At 43.2% G+C, this 22871-nt stretch carries 21 protein-coding genes; 9 read left to right on the top strand and 12 right to left on the bottom strand.

From position 1 onward, the window contains the following. The first annotated feature begins 72 nt into the window (after positions 1 to 72). Both K6Q96_RS19240 and K6Q96_RS19235 read left to right on the top strand, forming a co-directional pair. On the top strand, positions 73 to 1506 hold the full coding sequence (locus K6Q96_RS19240; RefSeq protein WP_251881993.1) for an aldehyde dehydrogenase family protein: 1434 nt from the start codon (positions 73 to 75) through the stop codon (positions 1504 to 1506). A gap of 10 nt (positions 1507 to 1516) precedes the next feature. Beyond that, complete coding sequence (locus tag K6Q96_RS19235) at positions 1517 to 1951, top strand: hypothetical protein (protein ID WP_251881991.1); 435 nt, start codon at positions 1517 to 1519, stop codon at positions 1949 to 1951. 120 nt (positions 1952 to 2071) lie between these two features. Here the strand turns inward: K6Q96_RS19235 and K6Q96_RS19230 are convergent, their stop codons facing one another. Beyond that, complete coding sequence (locus tag K6Q96_RS19230; RefSeq protein ID WP_251881989.1) at positions 2072 to 4897, bottom strand: LamG domain-containing protein; 2826 nt, start codon at positions 4895 to 4897, stop codon at positions 2072 to 2074. A 525-nt stretch (positions 4898 to 5422) separates the two neighbouring features. Here K6Q96_RS19230 and K6Q96_RS19225 point away from each other — a divergent pair. After that, the gene (locus tag K6Q96_RS19225) at positions 5423 to 7096 is read left to right on the top strand and encodes a YncE family protein (protein WP_251881987.1); all 1674 of its coding nucleotides are present in this window, start codon (positions 5423 to 5425) and stop codon (positions 7094 to 7096) included. A 130-nt stretch (positions 7097 to 7226) separates the two neighbouring features. Here K6Q96_RS19225 and K6Q96_RS19220 read toward each other — a convergent pair whose 3' ends face one another. Next, positions 7227 to 8168: a LysR family transcriptional regulator gene (locus tag K6Q96_RS19220; RefSeq protein WP_251881985.1), complete on the bottom strand. Its 942-nt coding sequence runs from the start codon at positions 8166 to 8168 to the stop codon at positions 7227 to 7229. A gap of 100 nt (positions 8169 to 8268) precedes the next feature. On the opposite strand from K6Q96_RS19220, the gene dctP reads away from it, so the two are divergent. The 6 genes from dctP to K6Q96_RS19190 all read left to right on the top strand — a co-directional run bounded on the left by dctP (position 8269) and on the right by K6Q96_RS19190 (position 15065). Further along, positions 8269 to 9297 carry a TRAP transporter substrate-binding protein DctP gene (gene dctP / locus K6Q96_RS19215; RefSeq protein WP_251881983.1) on the top strand — a complete coding sequence of 343 codons (1029 nt, stop codon included), beginning with the start codon at positions 8269 to 8271 and terminating at the stop codon, positions 9295 to 9297. Beyond that, on the top strand, positions 9291 to 9830 hold the full coding sequence (locus K6Q96_RS19210) for a TRAP transporter small permease (RefSeq protein ID WP_251881981.1): 540 nt from the start codon (positions 9291 to 9293) through the stop codon (positions 9828 to 9830). The genes dctP and K6Q96_RS19210 overlap by 7 nt, the downstream gene beginning before the upstream one ends. After that, positions 9827 to 11119 (top strand): TRAP transporter large permease, encoded by a 1293-nt coding sequence (locus tag K6Q96_RS19205; RefSeq protein ID WP_251881978.1) that lies wholly within the window; start codon positions 9827 to 9829, stop codon positions 11117 to 11119. Before K6Q96_RS19210 ends, K6Q96_RS19205 begins: the two co-directional genes overlap by 4 nt. 1033 nt (positions 11120 to 12152) lie before the next feature. Then, a complete protein-coding gene (locus K6Q96_RS19200) occupies positions 12153 to 12731 on the top strand; it encodes a porin family protein (protein ID WP_251881976.1) in 579 nt (192 codons plus the stop codon). Between the two features lie 11 nt (positions 12732 to 12742). Then, positions 12743 to 14548, top strand: coding sequence for a WD40 repeat domain-containing protein (locus tag K6Q96_RS19195; protein ID WP_251881974.1), 1806 nt, complete (start codon positions 12743 to 12745; stop codon positions 14546 to 14548). A 190-nt stretch (positions 14549 to 14738) separates the two neighbouring features. Further along, entirely contained in the window at positions 14739 to 15065 is a 327-nt protein-coding gene (locus K6Q96_RS19190) for a DUF3088 family protein (RefSeq protein WP_251881972.1), read from the top strand. 182 nt (positions 15066 to 15247) lie between these two features. On the opposite strand, the gene K6Q96_RS19185 is transcribed toward K6Q96_RS19190, so the two are convergent. The 10 genes from K6Q96_RS19185 to paaK form a co-directional block, all read right to left on the bottom strand. Next, the gene (locus K6Q96_RS19185; RefSeq protein WP_251881970.1) at positions 15248 to 15583 is read right to left on the bottom strand and encodes a DUF3088 family protein; all 336 of its coding nucleotides are present in this window, start codon (positions 15581 to 15583) and stop codon (positions 15248 to 15250) included. 577 nt (positions 15584 to 16160) lie between these two features. Continuing rightward, entirely contained in the window at positions 16161 to 16772 is a 612-nt protein-coding gene (locus K6Q96_RS19180; RefSeq protein WP_251881968.1) for a hypothetical protein, read from the bottom strand. Positions 16773 to 16873: 101 nt separating this feature from the next. Then, complete coding sequence (locus K6Q96_RS19175; protein WP_251881967.1) at positions 16874 to 17314, bottom strand: hypothetical protein; 441 nt, start codon at positions 17312 to 17314, stop codon at positions 16874 to 16876. 132 nt (positions 17315 to 17446) lie between these two features. After that, entirely contained in the window at positions 17447 to 17920 is a 474-nt protein-coding gene (locus K6Q96_RS19170) for a hypothetical protein (protein WP_251881965.1), read from the bottom strand. 118 nt (positions 17921 to 18038) lie between these two features. Continuing rightward, a complete protein-coding gene (locus tag K6Q96_RS19165; RefSeq protein WP_251881963.1) occupies positions 18039 to 18539 on the bottom strand; it encodes a hypothetical protein in 501 nt (166 codons plus the stop codon). Positions 18540 to 18632: 93 nt separating this feature from the next. After that, on the bottom strand, positions 18633 to 18980 hold the full coding sequence (locus tag K6Q96_RS19160) for a hypothetical protein (protein WP_251881962.1): 348 nt from the start codon (positions 18978 to 18980) through the stop codon (positions 18633 to 18635). 97 nt (positions 18981 to 19077) lie between these two features. Next, on the bottom strand, positions 19078 to 19470 hold the full coding sequence (locus tag K6Q96_RS19155) for a hypothetical protein (protein ID WP_251881961.1): 393 nt from the start codon (positions 19468 to 19470) through the stop codon (positions 19078 to 19080). Positions 19471 to 19740: 270 nt separating this feature from the next. After that, positions 19741 to 20337, bottom strand: a complete 597-nt coding sequence (locus K6Q96_RS19150) for a phenylacetic acid degradation protein PaaY (RefSeq protein WP_251881960.1) — start codon at positions 20335 to 20337, stop codon at positions 19741 to 19743. A 24-nt stretch (positions 20338 to 20361) separates the two neighbouring features. Beyond that, positions 20362 to 21291, bottom strand: a complete 930-nt coding sequence (gene paaX / locus K6Q96_RS19145; protein WP_251881958.1) for a phenylacetic acid degradation operon negative regulatory protein PaaX — start codon at positions 21289 to 21291, stop codon at positions 20362 to 20364. 147 nt (positions 21292 to 21438) lie between these two features. Next, positions 21439 to 22725, bottom strand: coding sequence for a phenylacetate--CoA ligase PaaK (gene paaK, locus K6Q96_RS19140; RefSeq protein WP_062706784.1), 1287 nt, complete (start codon positions 22723 to 22725; stop codon positions 21439 to 21441). Between the last annotated feature and the right edge of the window lie 146 nt (positions 22726 to 22871).

Below are 22871 nucleotides of genomic sequence, written 5' to 3'. Positions count from 1 at the left end.
GTTTGTTCCAAGTCACTCAAGTTAACTCATCCTAAGGTGGGGTAATCATACTCATCAACGAGGATTGGAAACATGAGTACGGAAACAGAGAACCCAACAAAGCCATATTTAATGACAGTGAATGGGCAAGGCATAAGTGCTGATACCTACTTTGAGGTGTTAAACCCTTCCACGCAGGAAATTGTTGGACTGGCACCACAATCAAATCAACAAGATGTCGACGCAGCAGTCGCCGCCGCAAAAACCGCCTTCCCAACGTGGTCATCAACTCCACATGAAGAGCGAGTCGCACTTTGCCAGCAAATCGTCACCCTAATCAAAAATAACAGTGAGGCCTTAGCCACACTGATCACCCAAGAACAAGGCAAGCCGCTGAATGGCTTGGGCTCCCGTTGGGAAATCGGTGGCGCTTGCGCATGGGCCGAATACACTGCCAGCCTGAATCTAGGTGTCAAAGTACTACAAGATAACGAAGAAGGCCGACTTGAGTTGCACCGTAAGCCTTTGGGTGTCGTCGCCTCCATCACACCTTGGAATTTCCCGGTACTCATCGCTATTTGGCACATCATGCCAGCGCTTGTTACTGGCAATACCGTCGTCATCAAACCCTCCCCCTACACCCCACTTTCCACTTTAAAGCTCGTTGAGTTGATGAATCAGGTATTGCCACCCGGCGTCGTGAATACCGTTGCGGGTGAAGACACTAACGAAAACAGCGTGGGACAATTGCTATCATCACACCCTGATGTCCGTAAGGTGGTGTTCACCGGTTCAACCGCAACAGGCAAGTCAATCATGCGAAGCGCAGCGGATTCCATGAAAAGGCTCACCCTCGAACTGGGCGGAAACGATGCGGGTATCGTCCTCCCTGATGCCGATCCAAACGCCATCGCTGAAGGGCTTTTCTGGGGAGCCTTCATCAACAATGGGCAAACCTGCGCCGCGCTTAAGCGCCTTTACGTGCATGACAGCATCCATGATGACGTATGCGACGCATTGGTGGAATTCGCCAAACAGGTTCCGTATGGCGATGGCATGGATGAAGGTTCCATTCTTGGTCCACTGTGCACCCCATTTCAGTTTGAAAAAGTCAGCCGCCTCGTCTCGGAAGCGGCAATCAAAGGCAAAGTGCACCTCGGCGGTACAGCCGCAAACGGTCAGTTTTTCCCACCCACCATTATCTCTGGGTTAAAAAATGGCGATTCACTGGTCGATGAGGAGCAATTTGGGCCCGCTCTCCCCATTATCCGTTACACCGATATTGAAGATGCGATTCAAGCCGCGAATGACAGCAGTTCAGGCTTAGGCGGCTCCGTATGGTCGTCAGACACGCAAGCCGCAGCAGATGTCGCGAAACGCCTCGAATGCGGCTCAGTCTGGATAAACCGCCACGGCATGATCCAGCCCAACGCACCGTTTGGCGGAGTCAAAAGCTCAGGTCTGGGTGTCGAATTTGGAGAAGAAGGATTAGCCGAATACACCGATATTCAGGTGGTATTTAACTGAAGGAGAAATCATGTCTGCTTTTAAAAACGCAACCGAGTTCTTTCATGCTTGTGAATCAGGCAAAGGTTGGGAGGCCTGCAAAGGCTTCGCTGAGCCCAACGCAGGGTTTGATTCCCAAGCTTTCGCCCTCACTGACATTCAAACACTGGAAGACTACACCCATTGGATGCAGGGTATCACCAACGGTCCTATGGCAGGCAGCCATTATGAACTCACCACCTCTGCTTTTGACCATGAGAAAAACACCGCGATTTTCTTTGGCACCTTTTTCGGTATCCACAGTGGAGAAGGTGGGCCTGTAGCGGCCACAGGGAAAAAGTGTGCAAGCCACTATGTGTATGTGATGCAATTATCTGATGAAGGCAAAGTCACGCATATGACCAAAATATGGAATGATGGCTGGGCGTTGAAAGAGCTAGGCTGGACAGATACCCAAACGACCTGAAGATATTCGCCGAATCCTGCATCTTCAGGTTGTTTGGTATAAGCGAGATAAAAGAAACCGCCCCATCAGGGCGGCTTCTATTAGCTTTATTTAATCTTGGGTTCTTTTCCAGATGTCCCATTACTGGCTGTTGTCGAGAACCCATTCATCAACGAAGTGTCCTCTAGGTTTTTTCTGTCTAACGTCATCATTAATCCTACGGACAGGTAAACCAGGACCGAACAAATTGGGGGGTATAATCCCATAAATTAATGGGTTGGGTTGCATTGGCTGACGTCGATCGTCTTCCTGCGCAGGCAAACCTAAATATTTCAGCGCTTGAAGCGACAGCGGCCCATCACTTTCAACATGGCAAGATTTACAGAACGCATTTTCACTTGAATCCGGGCGCGCCTCATTGAATGCCAACCTATGAATATCCAATATTTCCTCACGCAGTGACTCGGTTCCTCTCGGGATTTGGGCCATGTTTGCTCCGCGCTCTACATTGTAATTAACATAACAGGCATATCTAACGGATCCATCATCACCTACTTGTTCAGCAATTGCCTTATGTGATGACCTTGGATACATACTTGCAATTCTATTCCAAGGCACATTTTCTCTGATTCGGACCAGGGTGCCACGAGCGTGATTGCAATACTCTTCTTGGGTCAAAGCTCTGGAAATTACTTTAAAGTCGTCAATCCAGCCTATAAAGCCATCACCTTTGCCTCGTTTACCCAACGTAAGTTTACCCAACGTAAGGTTACCCCCATCCAAAGCCAACAAAGTTTCACCTTGTATAGTCAATGCTCTGTCAGCAAAACCATTGAAATAAGGCGTGACTTTCGTACCGCCATCAAAATGCTCAACAGCAAATCCGAGGTGCACCCACTCTTCAGGAGATATAGTTCTTGGTAATACCCAGTTTTCTGCACTCTGACCGCTGCGGTCCGTGATAGTGACACGATCAATATTGTCTCTACCGACCAGAGAAAGCTTTGAACCATCAGGGAACGAAATGAGTGTACGATTCAATTGATCCTTTAAATTTCTTGGGTCAATGAAAATGCCATAGTACCAATTTTTCTGTTCTTGCAAGTCACGATTATTCTGTTCTGGAATTGGATAAATAACTCGGCTGTTCCCATCCATCCAAAAACCTTTCCCTTCTATACCACCCAACGCATAGGGTTCTACACGTGCGAATCGACCCACAACTTCACCATAGGGAGGCAGGTCCCAGAACTTCAATTGGTTTACGTCTTCCCCGTTTAAAGCCGCAGCCCTCGCGTCACGCGTTGCGGCATTTTGCATCCTCAAAGGGTTCTGAAAGCGATTAAGAGTTCCTTCTTTCTTAGCAAATCCTTTTCCGTGCATTTTGTCTCTTTCGCGCTCAAAACCATCATGCCAGACGTTACGTTTTCCATTTGGATCATTGTTGTGGGCAAAAGACTGGTTCATAGGTGAGTATATAAATACGTTGGGATCGATGAAATCATCAAAAGCTAACTCAGCAGTACCACCATTACCTTTACTAAAAAACCAGACGATATCTCTTGGCGTCTTAGGCGTTAAGTTTTCCAAGTAGTTGAAAGTATTGGTGACTGAACCAAGTTGCGCGCCTTCATAAACAGACCCCAGTGGCGTGTATGCTTCAAAGGTTTTATTGTGCGCCATTTTAACTTCGCCAGTCAGATTGATGGGATTATCACTATTCTTAGTCGATGTATCAGGTCTATACAGTTTCACCAGTAAATGTCGCCAGTTCATCCCATAATCCATATAGTTAATGAGATTATCCATGGTGACAATCTTGCCTCGTGTCCATGACCCAAAGAAGCTGATATTCCGGTTCACATTAGTGGACCTTTCAATATCGAGAAATCGGTCGTCGTCTGGGTCAAAACCGCTTTCCTGTGGCCTACTATTTACGTTTACATTACATAGCCTTTTGTCATTAGATAAGCACTTTGCAGGATAACGAGAGCGAACAATATTATCTTCATCATAATAAAGGAGCATATCTACCCCAAGAGCCATAAATATATTATCACCCTTAGGGTCAACCCATGGATATTGATCTATATCTAGGACAGCACCATTAGGGATTAAATTACCTTCCGTATCCCTCATTTGATATTTAGCAAACCCATATCGCTGATTAACATCCGGATCGAAGTAAGCATGTGTAGCAGGATGTGCTTCTGTCCAGCCTGTTACATCACAGGCTCCCTTTTTATTATAAGCATATCCAACAGGGCTATTATATTGTCTAACCCCTGATTCTTTGTGAACCCACCGACCGAACTTTGCGACCAAAAGCATTCCATCTGAAGTAACATTCGGTTCATTATAAAATGAAGTCATCGGTGGTCCAACGACAGGTTTTTCCTCTAAGAATCGTATATTTTCAATAGCAGCTCTTGGAGTTTTAGGATTACTTACAACAACTCTTAACTTATTTGAAACCATTCTAAATTCTTTTTTTTCTTTATTGTCCTCCCGGCCAATCAAGCTAATGTCATAACAATCTTTATCTTTGTCTTTTCCACATACAAATGGATTGGGAGCCGCGGGATCTTCACAGATAAAAAATGCCCCACTTGGTAAGGTACTCGTTGTCCCAAGTCTTTCCGGGCTAAGCTCCCTTTTAGATGTCGCCATGATTGGAGTACCGGGTCTACTTGCCAAAAATGGATTGGAGATTTTTTCTGGGGCAAGCAATAGCATTGTCATCATGTTATTGGGTTTATGATTTATCCGTACTCCTAGCCTACCATCATTGCTTAAGAGCAGCGGCGGTATGTGCGGTCTATTAAACTTCCCTCTTTCCCCTGGTACTGAATCAATGATTGGATAATCCCACAGATTTGTTGGGACATCAGGCTGAGCAAAAACCGAACAGTTAATACCAAGAAATAAAGACAATAATGTATATATTTTTATCCTAAACATACTCATATAAAAATCCTTTTTCTTTTGAATGAGAAACCTATAAGAACCACATAAACTCCATGTGAGGCTTGCCTCAATATCTAGTCTTAATATGCATAGTTCTTTAGGTTTACATTAAATTTAAATTCATTATGATTAGACTTAAGCATTACCAATAGCTAAGCAAGCATCAACAGATATTTAAATTATTAACCAACATAAATCAAGTTCATTAAAAATAAAAACCATCCTATATAGAAATTTATTTATATTTGAATAACAGGTTTAAATTATTTTATGCAATAATGAATAGCAAGGTAAATTTATTTATATTAATACCAAATAAGAATGAGCAGCAATAAGATTAATTCTAATGCTTTTTTAATGATAAAAAGCCAAAGATCTTAAAATCAATAAATTTATATTTATAAAAAACAAATTAGCTGCTAATAGTAGAAGCATCCTTATTGTAGGAATCATAAAAACATCAATATAAGAATAATCTTATGGACCTTTATTATCATTTAGGCAGTTTTGTAAAGGAGCTTAACTATGACATTCAGGAAGTATGGTATTGCGCTAACACTCGTCAGCGCCTACCCATTTTCATCGCTAGCATCTGATACATGTTTAGGTAACGTATATTCTATGAATGCGGGACGTGGAAACGTCGGAATGCTGATCGATATCAAAGAAAAACAGGTGATGGACAACAGCACGTATTCTGATGCATCTTCACGAGCTACATTTAATTCTCTCGCGAAGTTTAGTTCGCCAACAATGTCGTTCAACCCAATAACTAATCGTCTCTACTATGCGAACGCCCCTCAACCCAAGTCATATCACGTTGAAGTGCCAGAAGGCCTTTTAACTGATCAACAAATGAACAACTTAGACTTACACGCCAAAACCGTTGAAAGTTACCAACTGGCTTACTACGACCCAGAGAGTGGTGAACATATCAACGGCCCAACAACAAAAAAACAGATTACTCGAATGGCTTTCAATCCTGCTACCGGAGAGCTTTTCGCCTCAGATAACAGCAGTATTTTTAAGGTAAACCCTGAAACTGGTGAGATTACTGATATTGGGACCTTTGATATCGGTTTAAGGGCTGGAGGTTTTAGTAGTTGGGGAGATTTTATTTTCCACGAAGGAGAGCTGTTGTTCATTACTAATGGCAGAACATTTGTTATTAACACCGAAACTGGTGCTCAAACGCTGAAAGCGTTCCACTATGTGGATTTTGTTACAGGAGCAGCAATAGACCAAAATGGCCAAGTGTTGATTACCGCCAAAAACCAAAACGTATCTGGTAACGTGAACAGCAACCACCTTTTCCGTCTTAAACCTTCCACCGGGGAAACCAAACGTGTTGGTCTTTTCCCCACACGCATTAGCGCAATGGGTACGGTCACTACTGAATATTCTGAATGTTATGACAGAACTATGTTCAAAAGTGACGAAAAAGCTGAGCTCACTGGTGTTTCTGGGAATAACGTTTATGAAGGCAGCTTTGCAACCTTTACCGTAACGTTTGATAAAGTACTTCCAGAAGACACAGAGGTCACTCTTGCATTAAAAAACGGTTCAGCACTCAGAGGAACAGATTATAGAGATAGTGTCGCCGTGAGGTATGAAGGAGGTAGCTCTGGTATAAGTTTATCCAATAGTACGGCCGTGACAATTCCAGAAGGAGTGGATAGATTTCAAGTGCTCGTGCCCACAACTAGCGACTACAATAAGGAATCGGCGAAAACCTTCTCGCTTGAAGTCTGGATAAACAATGACACTTCAAGCAAGTTGATTGGTACAGCGACAATCCTTGATGACGATGAATATACCTGTGGACCTAATGGAGTTGTTTACGTAACAGCCAATGATCCGCAATCAACAACGCTTAGACTTGACTGTAAAGCACCTTATGCGAAAGCACTTTTGATAACGAGTAACGGAACTTTTAAAAAGCACGCGCATTATACTGATGAATCATATCCGCGTGCATACTATTATGATGACTGGGAAAGTGCTCCCCAGCCACAATTTGGCTGTTATCGTTCAAGTGACGCGGGAAAACTTGCATACTACAGTATTCGAGCAAACATATCATTACATCCAGATGGAAATAATCAATGCAGCTTAAACTTCATAACAGCAGCATGTAATTCATCGGGTGGTTATACCGAATATAAATATACCTCTCCAGCAGGCTGTCAATATGAATAATGGTACCAAGTTGATATTGATGTGATATCCTATACTCACTTAAGGTAAATGATAATTACCATCAAATAGAAACGCGCCTCAGGGCGCGTTTTTATTATATGTCATACACTATAATGTTCGGTAATTATGATTATAAGCCCGAGATTTCATCAATAACCCCCTCCTCAGTGACATGAGAGTTCGTTGTTTTCAGAACATGCTCTATAAATAACCTCAGGGCGGGGTTGGGAGAGTTGGTTTTCCAGTTTATGTAAAGGGATATCTCTTTGTCGAAGCCTTCAATAGGTAAAACTTTCAAACTAGGCCTACGCATTTCTTTGGCAATTTCCACAAAAAATCCGATGCCGTTCCCGGACATCACTAATGCAGCAAGGCTATCGAAATCGTAAGCTCTGATTATAGGATTTTCTTCAATAGAGTATGAGTTTAGAAATTCTAATATCTGGATGTTGAACGGTTCCCACGCTTTGGACTCTCCAAGTATTAACGTTTTTCCCAAGAGATCATCTGGTCTCAGTTCATTTTTCTGTGCTAATAAATCCGATGACGAGATGACTGCCATAAGCTTATGTTTTGAAACTATTTTATGGTCATATCCACTTTCCAAAAAAGGCGAGCTGCAAAAGGCTATATCTATATTACCCGAAGCTAACGCAGTATGCTGTTCATGGGAAGGTATACAATATAATGATGTTTCTATATCTGGGTAGTACGCCCGAAAATCTCTCAATAGAATAGGTAAAACATAGGTATTCATTGGAATTGTATTGTAAGCAATCGCTAAAGTACCTTTCTTACCTTCTATCATTTTCTGCGCATTCTGGTACGCCAATTGAATACGATCCGCCCCCTTGGCTAAATCGGACGCAAAAATTCTCCCTAACTCTGTCAGTTCAACATTTCGGGTATCTCTTAAAACAAGCTCCGCACCTATTTTATTTTCTAATCTAGCCACATGCCTACTCAGGGTTGGTTGGCTAACCCCCAAATACTCTGCAGCCTTAGTAAAGCTCTCATGCTGAGCAAGCGCTAAAAAAGCACTGATTTCACGATATAGTTTTCTAGATTCCATTCATTCACTTTTGCATAACAACGATAAAAAATGTGTCTATAATTATGAAGACACTTGAATTAAAATGGTTTTTTCCACAATGAGTTACTTGGGTATTGTAATGAAAAAGAGCGTTCTTATCTTCACCCTTACATTAATTAACATTAGCTCATTATTCCAAGTTAAGGCTGAAGAAATTGCCTTTTACTCTCCAATAAAAGAAGGAAGAAGTGAATCTGCAGACATGCGAAGCTTTGCTAAAAAAGTCAGTCAATTAACTGCTGGATCTGTCAATTTTAATATGCACTACATGGGTGAATTAGGGTTTGATAATACTGAGTTACTCAGGCAACTAAAGCGTGGTTATGTGGGTGCTGGTGCTGTGTATCCTCCTTATTTATCACGTGATGTCCCCGCATTTGGTGCCTTATATATAGAAGGAGCACTTTTAGACTTTAAATCGCATGAACCCGCAATTTCTGTTATTGAAGATTCATACAGGACAGTGTTCGATAATTGGGGGATCGAGTATGTTGGTTATGCTCAACCACCACTATATGACGTATCTGTATTTTGTAAAAGCCCCATCAATACGATTGCAGGTCTAAAAAGAAAAAAGCTAAGAGTTTGGACTTCGGCACAGGTTGAAACATTCAATAACCTAGGTATTGCAGCGCAAATTATCCCAAATTCAGAAATGTACATGGCACTCCAAACTGGTGTAGTAGACTGCGCCTTGTATCTTGGAGAAATTGGAATTTTTGCATCACTGCATGAGGTTGCCCCTTACGAAGCCTTTTTAGTGCCATTTGCTTCATTACCTGTAGCCCTGGGTGTCAATAAAAATATTTTTAATCGCCTTAGTCATGAACAACAGGCTGCAGTTCGTGAAGCCGGACAATGGATCAGCGCCGAGACGCTTAAGAAAGCACTGAATGATGTCGCAGCTAAGACTGCCAATCGTGAAGCTCGTGCTAAGGGAGGCATCAAACAACTTCCTGCTTTTTCTAAACAGGATGTACAGAAGTTTGTAACTGCAGCGAATGAGGTATGGCTTCGTATGGCGAAGGAAGGAGGTGAGGTTTCTCTGAAAGCTTATGAAAGCTTAATGGCCCAGCCGCAAGAGTGTATTAGCACTCAGTCATGTTAAAAGGTAATGAAAAAATAACATTGAAATGGCCCGGCTTCGCCATTTACTGGATTGTAAAAGTTCAATTATGGCTCGCTGTTTGCGCTGCTGCACTGATGGTGTTACTTGTCTTTACGGCATCACTGATACGGTACTTCTTTTATGCTCCCTGGTCACCGACAGAAGAACTCGTTGGGTTTCTGTTTTACTCAAGTTGTTTTTTATGCTTACCCGCGACAACTTGGGAAGCGCGACATATCCAAATATCTCTATTCGATAACGTCTTACCTATCCCGCTGAGAGCTGCTTTAAAAAACCTCGCAGCGCTTTGCCTCATTATCATGCTTGGTGTACTAGTCATCTATGGGCTAGAAAATGCTGTATTCACCCATTCTTTAGGAGCTCGAAGCGAAATGACCAAAATGGCGCTTTATCCTTGGATGTTTGTCATGCCATTCAGCTTGGGCAGCATGGCTATCGTTGAATGCTATTTAATGGTGAACAAACACCAAGATCTGCCTTCTATATTACCCTCCAAGGAAACTAAACCATGATATGGGGAGCTCTCTGCACCACCATAATCAGTTTGGCCATTGCTGGAGCTACTCTGGGGCTCATGCTTGGTGGAACCGGGTTAATCCTATTACATTTCCTGGTTGGTGAAGGCGCCGGAGTGATGGCTGCTGAAGTGCTCTGGACAGATTTAACCAAATACACACTAGCGTCCATTTTAATGTTTATCTTAGTGGGCGATCTTTTTTTCGAGAGCGGTATGGCATCTGAAAGTTATCGCGCCTTAAGCCCTCTGTTTCAGCGTATTCCCGGCAAACTTCTGCATACCAATGTCGCTGTATGCATGTTATTTGGTGCAGTCAGCGGTACCTCCACAGCAACAGCAGCAGCCGTGGGTTCTTCCGCCTATCCAGAACTTATTTCTCGTCGGTACAATCGCTATGCAGTTTTAGGATCTTTAGCCGGAGCTGGAACGCTTGGCTTATTGATCCCCCCCAGCATAGCCTTGATTTTATACGGCGCATTGATGGACGTTTCTATCGCCAAATTGTTCCTTGGTGGAATCTTCCCAGGCATTTTATTTGGACTAGCTTTCATGGCATATATTGCCATCCTATCCTTGACGAAAGAAGGCATTACTCCCAAACAAGAAGCTCAGTATAGCAGTGCAGAAATCATGCGCTCCTTGCTCAACATATGGCCTCTTTTGATTTTAATGACCTCAATATTGGGACCCTTATACTTTGGATTAGCGACACCTACAGAGTCAGCTTCCTTCGGCGCTATATTCTTGCTTGTACTTGGTTTCACCGTTGGCGAACTGACTGTCTGTCGCCTTATTTCAGTTTTGCAGGCAACAATGATCAAGTTTGGCGCTATTGTCTTTGTGGTGATGGGAGCTATCATCCTTAAACAAGCAGTTGGTATTCTTGGCTTGCCCAGAATGACTGTAGATACAATTACCTCAATATCACCAGATGCAACTTATGTGTTGATAGCCATAATCGTCTTCTATCTTGCAGTAGGCTGCCTTTTTGACGGTATCTCTATACTGTTACTGACATCACCGTTTGTCGCTCCTTTACTCATTAGCTGTGGTTACGATCCTATCTGGATTGGTGTGCTGATAACCATTTTGATAGAAATAGGTATGATCACTCCTCCCGTTGGACCCAATTTATTTGTGCTATCTTCAATTGCTTGCTCAAAAGTCAGTGTTGGAGAAATTGCGATAGCCACTATCCCCTATTGGCTGATACTACTTGCCGGCATTGCCATGATCACTTGGTTTCCTCAAACCGTTCTTTGGCTTCCAAACCAAATCATGTGAAATCAGCAGCTGTTGTTTTAAGACTCTCCAACGAGCGCTTTCCGAACCAGTTTTCTCGACCGTTAAACGCTGACAAAACAGCAAAACGATACGAAGATTCGATATTCTCACTGCATCCGAGCCGTAAAGGCCCCAGAGTCTGTTGACCTTTGGTTACAGAGAAAAATTAAGTTTAATAAAACCAAGACACACTGTACCGCTATCGTATCAGCATAGTGGCGTTAACTTTACCTTCAAGTAGAGGCACTATCCAAAATTAATCGTACTCAAGACTTATTAAACCCTGGGTCCCAAACTCAAAAAATTCGCACATTAGAAGATTCCAGTTCTTCTATATTAAAAATTCATTAGATGATATTAGTTTTGCATTACATCATTAAAAAATAAAAATACGAAGTTAAATCATCCTCTTCATAATATTTTTTAATTCAGAATTCAAATATGTATAAATAGTGCCATATTCTCTTGAATTAGATAAGAAAATCGCAGTAAAACTGAAAAATTACATTTTAACCATAAGTGTATAAAAAGTTACACTTAACTAAAGACGAACTAACGCGCCCTAATGAAAAATCAACACAGAAAGGAAATATAAACTCTATTATACAGACAGTTAGAGGCATTAAAAATCACTTAACTGCTTTAAAGAAATAAAATCCAAACAGTTAATAAAAAGAATTACTGCACCCATAAATAGACAAAAAAGTATGTAAATAAAATTCGAACATCGTTCAATTACATGGACGCCTCACTTTCGAGACACCTATTTATTTTCGTTTTTTACAGGTTGATCATTTAGTATCCGACAATTAAATTAAAATAGTAAATAAATCCAAGATCAGAGAGCCCTCCTATTAATTAATAGTTAGCAATAGGATATTTCTTGCTGGTCGATTTAGATATCAAATATTAAGTATAACAATCGTAATACTGTTACTTGCGGACACTAAATGTGCAACCACAAACTACCACTCTATGGGAATACACCCATAGGGGGCTGTTATTACTTAAATAAAAATGAGGCATAAATAACATGGCGGCAAAAAGAGCGAGAATAAAGAAATTCGTCAGCTCGCTGGCGGTTATCTGTATAGCAATGGCTTTCAGTGCTCACGCGAATGCTGTTGAAGAATTAAATCTGGGCATCAAAGCCGGATATCAATGGGCTGAAGATGATAGCTATCACGCCAGTAAGCCCACAAGCACCATTGCCGGTGTTTCAGCTGGGGTCATGCTTACCCCGTCCTGGGGCTTAGACCTGGACTACCAGAAGCACGGCAAACTCGATGCAAAAGCCACGAGTGTGCATGTCAACACTCAGCTAATTTCTGCAGCACTCCGATATGAGTATCACTGGCAGACGGGCTTGGCTGGATATGGACGACTGGGCGCAGCTTACTGGGATATGGACAAAACAGCACCTAATCAAGCCATGCTAAAGGCCAAAGGCATTTCCTTTCTAACCGAAGTCGGTGTGTTGTATGACCTAACACCTAGCCTAAGCCTTAGCGGTGGCTATCAGTTTATCGAAGGGATTGGTGATGACAAGACAGGTCAATATGACAGTCATGGTGTCGTGCTGAGTGTCGTCTACTCGCTGGGCGAATTTTAAGGGAGCTAATCATGAACATTAAAATGCTTAAATCAGTATTGGAAACTTGTGTATCACATGCAAAGCTTCAGCGTCGCGTGGTCTTTCTGGGCGCACTCCTCGGCGCACTGACACTCAGCGGTTGTAATTCAGAAGGGGCGTTTAGCGCTAAAACACCAACACCAACACCACCAAAAACACAGGCGACACCACCAGGTTCACTGAGCCTCTCAAAATTGGTCGTTAGCGGCGAAAACAGAACATTTGGAGCAGGAGATGCTGATACCCCGGTTGTTTTTTCCTGGAACAGCTCAGAAGGGGCAAGCGGTTACACCGTATGCCGTTTTGATAACAGTCTCCAGAATAATTGTGACCCCATAGGGAAAACCACAGAAACGATGCTTAAAACTCCATTACTTTCAGGTCCTCTCAAAGCGCGTAAATCAAAATACTTTGTACTTGCCACTAATGATAATGGAGTCACACCATCTAATGAACAGGAGCTCACTCCAATACAACTGAAAGACCTTGTTACGTCTATTAAAGATTTAGACAACGAGAAGCATCATGATAGATATGGCAGATCTGTATCCCTGTCTAAAGATGGTCTCACTCTAGCTGTAGGATCACCAACTACCAATTACAGTGGTGATGACAAGATCACAGACGCCGGGGCTGTCTTTATTTACCGCCTTAAAGAAGGGAGTTGGGCCAAAGAAGAAAAACTAGAGCCCGATCAACCTAGCATAGACGGCCGATTTGGCTATTCTGTGTCGCTATCGGAGGATGCTAACACTCTGGCTGTTGGAGCGCCACACGCAGATAACTCTGGTGCTGTTTATGTTTACCACTATAACGAAAGTGAGGGTCTCTGGAAGCTGAAAGGCGCCAAAATAAAGGCGCTAGAAGCAAACTTGGGAAAAGGTTTTGGCTTGTCAGTCTCTCTGTCGGCAGATGGCAACACCTTGGCTGTGGGGCACCCAGATGCGAATGCCTCTGTGCATACCGGAGGGGTAGCGTTTGTTTATCGTTATACTGATGCTGCCTGGGATAATGGGACCCTCATTAAGGGAGAGTATGTCGAGAAGTATAATAGGTTTGGCCTCAGGGTAGCGCTATCTGCAGATGGTCACACACTGGTCGTGGCTGCACGTCATGATCACAAAGACGCCTTAAATTCTGGCGCAGTATATCTGTTCAGCACCTCAGACACAGAGGTGAGTTGGAAACAGGAATACTACATAAAAGCACCTAACCCTAACAATGGCGACAATTTTGGTTCGTCGATATCCTTGTCTGACGATGGTAACACCCTCGCGGTGGGAGCCCCTAAAACAGACACCAAAATTAGTGATGACACTACCTTATTAAGCACAGGCACTGTGTATGTGTATCGCTACAAGGATGGAAACCTTAGCGAGCCCGATACCATCAATAAAAGTTTCGGCAATATTCCTGATGATGTAAGAAATTCAAGCGTAGGCCATGATGCATTCGGTTGGTCCGTGTCTCTATCCAGTGATGGCAAAACTCTTGCCGTGGGAGCACCAGGGCAGGATTCTGGTGAAATTGGCTTTAACGGAAATGATGCTGATGACAATAACGACGAAAGAAACTCCGGCGCAGTTTATATATTGAGCTTTGAAGATGGTGAGTGGGAACAAGAGAAAAATGGCTATATCAAAGGTACAGAGCCTCTAAAAGATGACTGGTTCGGTTGGTCAGTATCCCTGTCAGAAGATGGTAACTCCCTAGCGGTAGGAGCCCCTAGTTGGAAAGGAGGGACGACGGATAACAGCCCATATATAAAAAAACCTGGGCGGGTATATATCTATTAGCAAATGATGAATAGGAGTGGCGGACATCAACCAGAAATATGCATATGAATGCTTAATCATCTAACTGGCAAATGATGGAAATGTAAGTCACTCACTATCCGCTTATAACCACTAAATAGAACCTTCGGTTCAGACTCAAAGTCAAATATACAGAATATTTGTTTTCGAGCCGCTATCAAGGAAGTCAATCATGATTTTGTATCTGCTCAGGCGCAGCTTAAACAGCAGTGACAACAAGTCTCTCTGCCCTTTCTGCCTGCGCCTTGAAGGATTGATGGCGATGTTTCCTGAAATTCGACACAACATAGAAGTCAGGTATGTCGATTTTCAGAAACCTCGTTGTCAACTTCTGGAGTTTCTGGGGGAAAAAAATCAAGTATGTCCAAATTTGGTGCTCAATGAAGGTGACCAGTTTGGTTCAGAAAAATTCTCAACGTTAGCCCCCACAGGCGTAAAATATATTGATAAGACTGAGGACATTATCCAGTTTTTCATTGAACGTTTTGAGTTACTTTAAATTGACTGATAACGCATAAGTAAAGCCGCCAAAGGGAAAAAGTGTGCAAGCCATTAAGGGTATGTGATGCAATTATCTGATGAAGGCAAGTCACGCATATGACCAAAATCTGGAATGATGGCTGGGCGTAGTAAGAAACCGAAGAGCCGCCGGATAATAAGGCGGCTCTTGTTGTTGAACCATTAGTGCTTTTCAGGCAGTTCAAAGCGTTCAATAAAGTACTGGATGATGTCATCCGTCTTATCAATATGACGCACACCCGTATGTGCGGACACCGAGAACTTCTCTGACCCAAACTGGTCGCCTTCATTTAAGACCAGATTTGGACACACTTGATTACCCTCCCCCAGATGCTCGGGAAGATCACCGCGTGGCTTCTGAAAATCGACATACCTGACTTCTATGTTGTGTCGAATCTCTGGAAACATGGCCATCAGCCCTTCAACCTTCATGCAGTAGGGGCAAAAGTACTTCTTACCACCGTCGTTAAAGTCTCGCTTAAGTAAATACAAAATCATGATTGCCTTCCTTGGTAACAGCATAAAAATACATAATACGTATTTTACAATTATTGTTTCGACTCAAAACTGATAATCATACCAAGTCGCGATTTGTGAGAGGGTTAGGTTGCGACTTAAAGGGAAGATGACACAACGAAAGAGACGGTTTTGTTTGACAGGATGAGCTGCTGACGCGGCCAAAAGAATGCTATTGCCTATTGAGCGGAGAAAGGGTCGTATGTGTTATAACAGTGAGTTAACACAGTAAAAATATTACATCTTATATAGCCAAGCACCTACCAACACAAGAACAAAACAAATAGCCGTAGTACTTATTGACATTCTTAAGAATGAAAATTATCACCGCCTTCTTTTGGGATACATGTTGGGAATGTGAGTATCAAAAAATTAGCTTAAAAATAGTGCTGGAGAAGCTGGAATATATAGAATGCATCGACTCTTATACTCTCTTGAATCAAAGATTTTCCATTTTTTACTATACCTTCTATTCATTATCACCGACGCTTTACCATATCGAGAAAATGGTCAATAAACTGAAAAAATGTTATAACGACCAAAGTATGGGCGCAGTTTACTATGCCTCTTGCCTTTGCTTGTTAAGCCTAGCTCGATACTCGCTAAGATTTTTAATATATTTTTTGATAAATTCACTGTATTTTTTCTCTTTATCTAGCTGTAGAACTCGCTGAACCTCAGTGCTTATTTCATTACATTGCTCGATGTTAGCGCCATCATTGCCGTACAAGATTCCACTAGGCCATTCATGCTCAGAATACTCTAACCAAGCCACTATGGCCTTGAGTAGAAGTAACCTAGCCTCATCATTAGATGGGTCTAGTTCATGGCTTTTTTTGTATAAGCCGAGCTCGGTAACCCAATCTAACTCTTCGTGAAGCTGCTGAGCTTGATATATATTTTGTGCGAGTTTTCCTAGCCAAAGAGTGCTGGAAAAATCGTTATTTTCATAGCCATTCTTTAATATTGGGTACACTAGTTCATGAAATATCTCATGCCGAATTCTCGAGTGCCTGTTTGTCTCCATTCTAGGCAGGTATTCCCACACCCATTCATTTATCTCTTCGTCACTATCAAAAGATGTAATGAAGGCACGAAGAGATTTTGAAGCTTGTTTCTTCAATCCCTTTTCTTCGTATTCTCTGAATTCTTGATAGAGTTCGATATTCATAGTGGCTTAACGCCTCGTTTAACCGGCGCAAAGAAGCAAGCTAAAATTAGCGATGAAGGAACGCTCGCCGGCTGTTTTGCGTCCCTTGGTTGAAGCGTTTGTTATGTTTCAATGTACTCGCAACACGTTTGGAAAGTAAAACTTTCGTTTTCACCGACACCTTCATTTTCAAGCTCAACGAAAATAGTTCCAGACACCTTGAAACTTCCGTCTTCATTTTTCGTGATAATTAGTTCCTTAACATCACACCAGTTATGAGCACAACCAATATAAACAGAACCTTCGGCATCTGTATAAATTGAGTGACTCAAATTCATTCCATCTAACCTCGAAGGTGAGCTTAAGTCCAACTTATACCAATCTAAAATAAATTCAGTTTTAGTAGGCTGCTCATCATAATCTAAACCAGAATCAAACTCTGTGAGGGGAAGGGTTACTCTGTGAAAAAGAGTTTTAGGTAAGCCAATGCTCTCGTTTTCAAACCAGTATGATTGGATAACTCCATTCTTAACTTGGGTTTTACTCTGTAGTCCGATTTTCACCTAAGCCTCCTTGGAACATAACGTCGGCTCAAGGGGCTAAAAACATACGATTCACGCAAAAAACTACCTTAAGCCCTAAAATTTGAAAAGACTAAAAATGATCCAGTGTTTTTAGTCCCCTTTAAGCCTTTGTTATTCAGTTGGTTCTACGAAAGCAAAAACGCTATCTGCTGCCCAAACCCAGTCATCACTAGCACGATAACCTCTAAGCCATAGTTCTTTGTCATTAGCTCTCAGATAAAAACCGTTTGGATAGACTTTGTCATCAAAAATTTCACGCGAAGCCACTGTGATTTGGCTTCTATTTGTTTGTTCTACATATTGTAATCGAAAATTCGCCGCTAACTCCAAGGAGCAAAGTTCTAAGCCTCTAGAGGTTGCCGCACCAACAATATCAGAATAAATCGCTCCCGCTTCAAACCCAAGTTCTTCAACACTTAACGCGACTACTGTTACATTTTTTGTTTTTTGATGAGTCAGGAACTTTTCTGACATAAACAGAAGAACTGCATAAGCATTGAAGCTAGTTTTGCTCTCTGATAGCAGCAACAGCAGTTCATCTTTTGTTTTACCGCCGACTTTAATGTCCCATTTTCTATCAACCATAGCTTTCCCTTTCTATAAATGCATTACGCAGGGCTCAGCTGCCGGAGGCTATTGGCGCCTTTTTTTCTGCGAAGCGCAAAAAAGGTGATAATGGCCGGAGCTCAGTTGCAGCCTCTTGTTAGGCATCTTTGTATATTTCCCAAACTCTCTCGAAAATACCATCTTCATCAAAGATATTTCCAGAATGTTTAAGCTCGTAATTTGAACAGTTTTTGGTGATTTTTTTAATAAGCTCAAATAAACCCTCAATTGCTTCTAATGTCCATTCTGGCCCCATTCGAATATCGATATTAAAGCTCTCGTGAAATACGAACACTCCAAGAACTGGAATCTTCTTGCCTGTTGGACTCACTGTTCCGTCGAAACAAACATGAAAAGGCTCAGCTTCTTCCGATATGACCAAACTAGCAGGATTGTCTCCGTACTTGATATTTATGTCTTTGTTATGTCGAAGTGACCAATAGTAACACTCCTCTGAAGTAAGGTTTTCACTCGCATCTCTTACAATCTCATACGCGCGAACTACTTCCTCACCTTTTATCTCATTGATCTCGATATCTGGTAGTGAGCCATCATTTTCCTTGAGTATTTCTTGGACTTCTTTCAAATGCTCGATCATAACTGATGCCTAACGCCGCCAGTAGGGGCCGAAAACCAGAGTGCAGCGGCGGTTTTTGGGTCCCTGGGTCCCTCTGGCTGGCCTTGTTAACTTTTAGCCAGTGAAGCGCATATCAGTTTGCGGATCATATAGTGGGCAACTGAACTCTTTGCCTATATCGATAAACACATTCATCCACTCTCCTGGCTCACCATAGCAGTCGACTCTTACGTGCTGGGAGCTTGAAGAGACTTGAAAAGAGTTTTCCTCACCTTCCCAATCAAGAAATCCGTTACTTTCCTTTGTTCCGGGAAACGCCTCAATGATTCGTTTGTAGAAACCGGCAACATTTATCTGGTAAAGGCCGTCAAAAGGAGAGCCATCTGACAGGGCTCGATAAATCTCTAGTGGATCAGATTCAAAACCCTTCGGCTCGGACCAGAAATTTAAATCGTAGCTCATGATTTCCTCGTGAAGTTAACGCCAAAAACAGCCGCCGCAGTAAGCAACGGCCTGCATTTCAAAGCCGATGCTTACTGCGGTCGGTTGCTTTGTCTTGTTAACTGCTGTATTCATTGGCAGCGCTAATATTAAAAATGAAGTAAGCTGATTTAATATACCACTCACTCCACGGAACAGTATTTTTGAAGCCAGAAAACATGTAGTAGCCATTTTCGTATTTTACTTCCATTATTTCATCCAATGGAAACTCCGGTTCTGGATGAGGTTTTGGAGCCTTAGTATCATCCCAGAATTTTGCGACTTCTTCTGATACATACTCAAAACGTAATTCCGCCTTTTCGATTGACCAGTCTTTACCATTCGATTGCGGGTGGTTACTACTCAAGAATGCGCCGCTGATATTAAGTACTAGATCTCCATCATCACGAGAAACACTATCTATTGATGCATCATGAAAGTGAATAAGCTCAAATTGTTCGTCAATCTTCATAGGCAGTTAACAGTATATTGGACACCAAAGTGGTGTATTTACATACCCCATTTTGTCCACCAATAACAAGCCATTGTATTTTACACGTAACTTTCTCTTTGTTTTTAAACGTTATTCTAATCACATTAATAATAACACTGTAAAACACCCCAAAGTGGGTGTACGTCGGTATTATGCACCACACGATACAAAACTATGGTTATAAACAGTGTTACTTTTGATAATTGCGAGCTGACAAGATTCTGAGAAGAGTTCTCTTTCTATCTATGTTCAGTCAGCAAACTTCGGCTTGATGCTTTCATCAATCACCATACGTTTTCGGTCTGCTTCAATTGTTTTCAACGGCTCAACTTGCTGCATAGTCGCAAGGCAACGTTCGGTGAGTTCTATATAGCCATCCGTGCCTAGACTCTTCCAGGTCACTTCTTCCTCTCGAAGTTCACGAATGACTTTGGCAGGGCTGCCAAGGGCGAGCATTTTTGAGGGGATATGTTGTTGGGAGGCCACAAGGGAGTGAGCGGCGACGATGCTATGGACACCAACCACCGCGCCGTCCATTACCACGGTATTCATGCCAATTAATGCACCTTCTTCGATAATGCAGCCATGTAAGATGGCGCTGTGTCCGATATGACCTCGCTCATGAACCACGACATCGATACCAGGGAAGGCGTGAATCACGCAGTTGTCTTGCACATTGGCGTTGGCTTTGATGTGTATCCGACCAAAATCGCCCCGCAAGCTGGCAAAAGGCGCAATATAACTGCCCCGTTCTACAATGACATCACCGATTAAAACCGCTTCCGGGTGAACATAAGCACCCTCTTCTACCACAGGCGAAATACCGTCCAATGCATAACAGGGCATGACTACTCCTTAGTCTGTTTAGTGTCAGTTCAGCGTGATGCCTCCGAAGCGTTCACAGAACTGTTTATCTGCTTTTGGAAGAGGCCCATCCGCCGCGCGGGCAACAGCATCGACGTGTTGCTCGGCCGGATACGCCACCAGATTGTAGATATTGTGTGTCAGTGTCCTCGCCGCCTTACCTGGCCAGTTTCCCGGCAATAACTCTTCGGGTAATGGCGGGTATTTCAACAGCGCACGACGATAGATGTGGATCAGCAGTGTGCGTACCTGAAAGGCTTGTGCAGGCTCCAGTTGTTCACCATTTTCCAGCAACGACAGAACCGGCCTGAACTGGCTGAGTAAGGTTTGAAACCTATCTTCCACTTCTTCCAGTTGCCAAAGCTTTGCCACCAGCGATTTCAAGTTGGCTTCGTTACCTTCCGAAAGGTCACAAGAGGAGGCTTCGAACACCAGCGCTTTATCGTTCAGCTCATGTTTGCTCAACAGCTGCCGTGTCGCATCTTTGTCTGCACGCGGATACAGCATGACGGAGGTCGAAAGAATTGCGTAACCTGCCGACTCCAGTTGCTTTCTTGCCTCCATCAACTCACTGCCACTCAGTGAGGGCAAGGCGATCATCTGCCACTGGCGGTTCCATTCAGCATCATGTGCACTGTATATCCGCTCTTCCGCTGCCGTGAATCGGTCCATCGCTTCTTCGGTCACGTGATAGAAGCTGTAACGACCACTGCGCTCTGCCGTCAGCCAGCCATCTTTGACCAGACGAAACACCGAAGTTCTGACAAACCGGTCAGAGACATTGAAGACACTTAACAGCTCAATCAGGCTGGAAAGACTGATTGAGCCACCGCGACGGGCAAGGATGTCACCAAAGACCGTCATGATGAGCGAGGTGCCGCTGACCGAATCAGCGGCGAGAATGTCAGAAAGCAGCTTCCCTAATTTTTGGTTCATACGTTTTTATCCATAAACATAGCGCTTTGTTATTTTGTACCTTCAGGGCACTTAGCTTCATGTTACACAATCACAACAAAACAGCAAAAATATGAATCTGTTAATTAGGGTCTGTCGCGTTCTTGCATCGATTCTCTGTTACCGCTTCTATCGCTTATCGATCACTCGCTTGGCTTTGCCCTCTGAACGCGGCAATACGCCGGCTGGCACGACTTCCACCTTGGATGAAATGCCAATAAAGGTTTTCACTTTGCCTGCCAGCTCATTCGCCAAACCATTTAACTGAGAACCATGAACTTCAGGTTGTTGTTCCACCCTGATTGTCACACAGTCCATATTGCCCTGCTTAAACAGCTCAATCAGGTAATGGGGCGCCAGGCCACGGGTATTACAAATTTGTTCTTCTATCTGGGTAGGGAAAACATTCACACCCCTTATAATCAGCATGTCGTCGCTGCGACCGGTGATTTTCCCCATTCGGCGCATGGTGCGCGATGTGCCGGGCAGAAGGCGGGTCAAATCACGGGTACGGTAGCGGATAATGGGCATCGCTTCTTTGGTGAGACTGGTAAATACCAACTCCCCTTCTTCGCCATCTGGCAATACTTCCCCGGTTAACGGATCGATAATTTCCGGATAGAAATGGTCTTCCCAAATGGTTGGGCCATCTTTCGATTCCACGCATTCCTGCGCGACACCTGGGCCAATCACTTCAGATAAACCATAAATGTCTACCGCATCCATCGACAAGCGACGTTGCATCTCTTCACGCATGGCTTCTGTCCAGGGCTCTGCACCAAAAATACCTACCCGCAGGGCAAGTTTTTCTGGGTCCATACCCTGCCTCGCCATTTCATCGGCGATGTTAAGCATGTACGAAGGCGTCACCATAATGATGTCTGGGTCAAAATCCCGAATCAGCTGAACTTGCTTCTGGGTTTGGCCGCCACTCATTGGAATCACAGTACAACCCAACCTTTCCGCCCCATAGTGGGCACCGAGGCCACCCGTGAAAAGTCCATAGCCGTATGAAATATGCACTTTGTCTTTAGGTCTGCCACCCGCTGCGTATATAGAACGGGCTACCACGTCCGCCCACATATTTACGTCGTTTTGTGTGTATCCCACCACCGTCGGTTTGCCCGTCGTACCACTCGAAGCGTGAACGCGAACCACCTGCTCCATTGGCGTACAGAACATGCCGAATGGGTAGTTATCGCGAAGGTCAGCTTTTGTGGTCATAGGGAACTTACTGAGGTCAGACAGTGTTTTTAAATCGTCTGGATGGACACCATGGGCCTTGAATTTCTCGCGATAAACCGGCGAGTTTTCATAGACGTGGTTCAACGTGTTTTTAAGACGTGATAGCTGAAGTCCGCGTAACTCATCAATGCTGGCATTTTCAATCGCGTGCATCCCTACCTTACTGCTCATCTTGCTCTCTCCTTTCAAGGCTTTACTTCCAGCTCCATCGCTTTTCAAGGTTCGCCTCTTAAAGCGTAGTCGCCAATTCGATTATTTATTCATGTTACACATTATTGATCATTTACATTTATTGTGTATCATAAAATTTAACCATT

It is taken from the genome of Grimontia kaedaensis (genome assembly GCF_023746615.1).
In the GTDB taxonomy this organism is placed as follows: Bacteria; Pseudomonadota; Gammaproteobacteria; order Enterobacterales; family Vibrionaceae; genus Enterovibrio; species Enterovibrio kaedaensis.
Note: the sequence above shows the minus strand (reverse complement) of the source record. Positions and strands in the feature narration are given on the sequence as shown.

What these genes read in the sequence shown, in the direction of transcription:
- K6Q96_RS19240 (WP_251881993.1), top strand. Translation starts at nt 73, where the DNA reads ATGAGTACGGAAACAGAGAACCCAACAAAGCCATATTTAATGACAGTG.
- K6Q96_RS19235 (WP_251881991.1), top strand. Translation starts at nt 1,517, where the DNA reads ATGTCTGCTTTTAAAAACGCAACCGAGTTCTTTCATGCTTGTGAATCA.
- K6Q96_RS19230 (WP_251881989.1), bottom strand. Translation starts at nt 4,897, where the DNA reads ATGAGTATGTTTAGGATAAAAATATATACATTATTGTCTTTATTTCTT.
- K6Q96_RS19225 (WP_251881987.1), top strand. Translation starts at nt 5,423, where the DNA reads ATGACATTCAGGAAGTATGGTATTGCGCTAACACTCGTCAGCGCCTAC.
- K6Q96_RS19220 (WP_251881985.1), bottom strand. Translation starts at nt 8,168, where the DNA reads ATGGAATCTAGAAAACTATATCGTGAAATCAGTGCTTTTTTAGCGCTT.
- dctP (WP_251881983.1), top strand. Translation starts at nt 8,269, where the DNA reads ATGAAAAAGAGCGTTCTTATCTTCACCCTTACATTAATTAACATTAGC.
- K6Q96_RS19210 (WP_251881981.1), top strand. Translation starts at nt 9,291, where the DNA reads ATGTTAAAAGGTAATGAAAAAATAACATTGAAATGGCCCGGCTTCGCC.
- K6Q96_RS19205 (WP_251881978.1), top strand. Translation starts at nt 9,827, where the DNA reads ATGATATGGGGAGCTCTCTGCACCACCATAATCAGTTTGGCCATTGCT.
- K6Q96_RS19200 (WP_251881976.1), top strand. Translation starts at nt 12,153, where the DNA reads ATGGCGGCAAAAAGAGCGAGAATAAAGAAATTCGTCAGCTCGCTGGCG.
- K6Q96_RS19195 (WP_251881974.1), top strand. Translation starts at nt 12,743, where the DNA reads ATGAACATTAAAATGCTTAAATCAGTATTGGAAACTTGTGTATCACAT.
- K6Q96_RS19190 (WP_251881972.1), top strand. Translation starts at nt 14,739, where the DNA reads ATGATTTTGTATCTGCTCAGGCGCAGCTTAAACAGCAGTGACAACAAG.
- K6Q96_RS19185 (WP_251881970.1), bottom strand. Translation starts at nt 15,583, where the DNA reads ATGATTTTGTATTTACTTAAGCGAGACTTTAACGACGGTGGTAAGAAG.
- K6Q96_RS19180 (WP_251881968.1), bottom strand. Translation starts at nt 16,772, where the DNA reads ATGAATATCGAACTCTATCAAGAATTCAGAGAATACGAAGAAAAGGGA.
- K6Q96_RS19170 (WP_251881965.1), bottom strand. Translation starts at nt 17,920, where the DNA reads ATGGTTGATAGAAAATGGGACATTAAAGTCGGCGGTAAAACAAAAGAT.
- K6Q96_RS19165 (WP_251881963.1), bottom strand. Translation starts at nt 18,539, where the DNA reads ATGATCGAGCATTTGAAAGAAGTCCAAGAAATACTCAAGGAAAATGAT.
- K6Q96_RS19160 (WP_251881962.1), bottom strand. Translation starts at nt 18,980, where the DNA reads ATGAGCTACGATTTAAATTTCTGGTCCGAGCCGAAGGGTTTTGAATCT.
- K6Q96_RS19155 (WP_251881961.1), bottom strand. Translation starts at nt 19,470, where the DNA reads ATGAAGATTGACGAACAATTTGAGCTTATTCACTTTCATGATGCATCA.
- K6Q96_RS19150 (WP_251881960.1), bottom strand. Translation starts at nt 20,337, where the DNA reads ATGCCCTGTTATGCATTGGACGGTATTTCGCCTGTGGTAGAAGAGGGT.
- paaX (WP_251881958.1), bottom strand. Translation starts at nt 21,291, where the DNA reads ATGAACCAAAAATTAGGGAAGCTGCTTTCTGACATTCTCGCCGCTGAT.
- paaK (WP_062706784.1), bottom strand. Translation starts at nt 22,725, where the DNA reads ATGAGCAGTAAGGTAGGGATGCACGCGATTGAAAATGCCAGCATTGAT.